Raw genomic sequence first — 2,001 nt, 5'->3', positions numbered from 1 at the left:
GCCAGAACGCGTCCTTGCCCCTGGTCCGCGCCTGCTCGGACTGCACACCGACATTCTGGGCGAGCAGATAGGTCGCCGCCACCGCGACCGGCGACAACACCACCAGCACCACCGCGAGCGCGATCACCGCACCGCGCGTCCACCACGATCGTCCCCGCCACATTCCCCGCATCGGACCTCCCCTTCCGGATGACCCGAATACTACCGGCAGGTACCGACAAGCAGATTTCCGGCAAATCGCCCAGCCGTGAAAAACTGTGCGCCGCTGTACAACTGAAACGGAGCACCATGAAATACGCCGTCACCCTGGGATCGGCCGCCGTCGCGGCCTTCGCCTTCGCCATCGCGACGCCCACCGTGGCCACCGCGCAGGCCGCGGGTAACTGCCACCGGTCCTACACCCCCTGCCTGCCCATCGTCAGCGACGTCGACTGCGAGGGCGGCTCCGGCAACGGCCCCGTCTACACCGGCCGCGTCCAGGTGATCGGCCCGGACGACTACGGTCTCGACCGCGACGGCAACGGGATCGGCTGCGAGTAATACGAAAAAGGGGCGTGCGATGTAGCCATCGCACGCCCCTCGCCGACTGCGGTCAGCGTTCGATATCGTTCGGGCCGGTGCCCGGCTTCCCGAGGTCGGGGCCGGATCCGGGTTCCCGCGGCGCGCCACCGCTCGGCGGCTGATCGGGGCTGCCGTACCCGGCGCCGCCGGTTCCCTGGCCACCGTAGCCCGGTTCGCCACCGTACCCCGACTGACCGGGCTGACCCGGATACCCGGTCTGGCCCGGCTGACCGGGGTACCCGGACTGACCCGGATACCCACTCTGCCCCGGCTGACCGGGATAGCCCGGCTCACCGGACTGACCCGGGTAGCCCTGCTGCCCCGGGTAACCCTGCGGCCCGGAGTAGCCCTGCTGACCGGGATACCCCGGCTGCTGGAGCCCGCCCCCGGGCCCGCCGTACTGCGGGTACCCCGGCTCCGGCCCACTCGCGGCCCCGGCGACCGGCCCACCGGTCACCACCCGGTAGGCGTAGGTCGAGGCGATGATCGTCAGCGGCACCGACACCAGCAGGCCGAGGCCGCACAGCAGCGCGCCGACGATATTGATACCGAACAGCGCCAGTGCCAGCAGCAACAACGGTCCGGCATTGCTGGAGATCGCCGAAAAGCTGGATTTGATGGCCGTGATCGCGTCCTGATCGCGATCGATCACGAATTGCATCGTCCACCAGGTGAAGAACGCGACGACAATGCCCGGCAGAATGCACAGGACGAAACCGATACCGGTCGCCAGACCGACCAGAATGCCCGCCAGGATCACCGCGCCGACATTCGTGAACTTGAAGAAATCACCGAATCCCGGTTTGCGCCCGTCGGTTTCGTGCAGCGCGCCGCGGACGAACGCCGCCGAGATCAGGTAGCCGACGACGGAGCTCACGACGGTGCCGATGAACTGCCAGATCCCGAACCCGATGCTGATGCCGCCGTCGTAGTCGGTATCGGTCGAGTTGCCAAGCCCGAACAGGAAGTTGATCGCCACCTGGATCAGGAAGGCGATCAGCATGATGGCGATCCACACCACCGCGTTGTTCTTGAATTTCTCCCACGCGTACCCGATGGCGTCGCCGACACCGAGTTTCGGCCCCGCCGGTGGATATCCGGGTTGCTGCTGTCCATACGTCATCCGAATCGCATCCCCTCACCTTGTGCGACGGCCGAAGCCGCCGATATATGAGTCTTCCGATCCGGCGCCACGGTCACGCCGATTCCCTGATCATTTCACATCGTCGCACCGGCTTTTCCCAGGACAGAGCAGAACCGGGGGGGGGGGGGGGGGGCGGGGGGGGGGGGGGGGGGGGGGGGGGGGGGGGGGGGGGGGGGGGGGGCGGGGGGGGGGGGGGGGGGGGGGGGGGGGGGGGGGGGGGGGGGGGGGGGGGGCCCCCGCGGCGGGGGGGGGGGGGGGGGGGGGGGGGGGGGGGGGGGGGGGGGGGGGGGGGGTGG

The 2,001-nt window shown here is 69.7% G+C and carries 3 protein-coding genes; 2 read left to right on the top strand and 1 reads right to left on the bottom strand.

The genetic code is table 11. The features are described from left to right. Nucleotides 1-288 precede the first annotated feature (288 nt). A complete protein-coding gene (locus tag QH270_RS20300; protein WP_280344817.1) occupies nucleotides 289-540 on the top strand; it encodes a hypothetical protein in 252 nt (83 codons plus the stop codon). 52 nt (nucleotides 541-592) lie between these two features. On the opposite strand, the gene QH270_RS20295 is transcribed toward QH270_RS20300, so the two are convergent. Continuing rightward, nucleotides 593-1,684 (bottom strand): hypothetical protein, encoded by a 1,092-nt coding sequence (locus tag QH270_RS20295; protein WP_280344814.1) that lies wholly within the window; start codon nucleotides 1,682-1,684, stop codon nucleotides 593-595. 47 nt (nucleotides 1,685-1,731) lie between these two features. On the opposite strand from QH270_RS20295, the gene QH270_RS20290 reads away from it, so the two are divergent. After that, a partial coding sequence (locus QH270_RS20290) for a hypothetical protein (protein ID WP_280344810.1) occupies nucleotides 1,732-2,001 on the top strand: 270 nt, incomplete at its 3' end.

Origin of the sequence: Nocardia neocaledoniensis, from assembly GCF_029868625.1 — a bacterium.
GTDB classification, from domain to species: Bacteria; Actinomycetota; Actinomycetes; order Mycobacteriales; family Mycobacteriaceae; genus Nocardia; species Nocardia neocaledoniensis_A.
This window is presented reverse-complemented; position numbering and strand designations above follow the sequence as displayed.

Excerpts from the sequence above, each read along its gene's own strand:
- QH270_RS20300 (WP_280344817.1), top strand. The coding sequence starts at position 289 with ATGAAATACGCCGTCACCCTGGGATCGGCCGCCGTCGCGGCCTTCGCC.
- QH270_RS20295 (WP_280344814.1), bottom strand. The coding sequence starts at position 1,684 with ATGACGTATGGACAGCAGCAACCCGGATATCCACCGGCGGGGCCGAAA.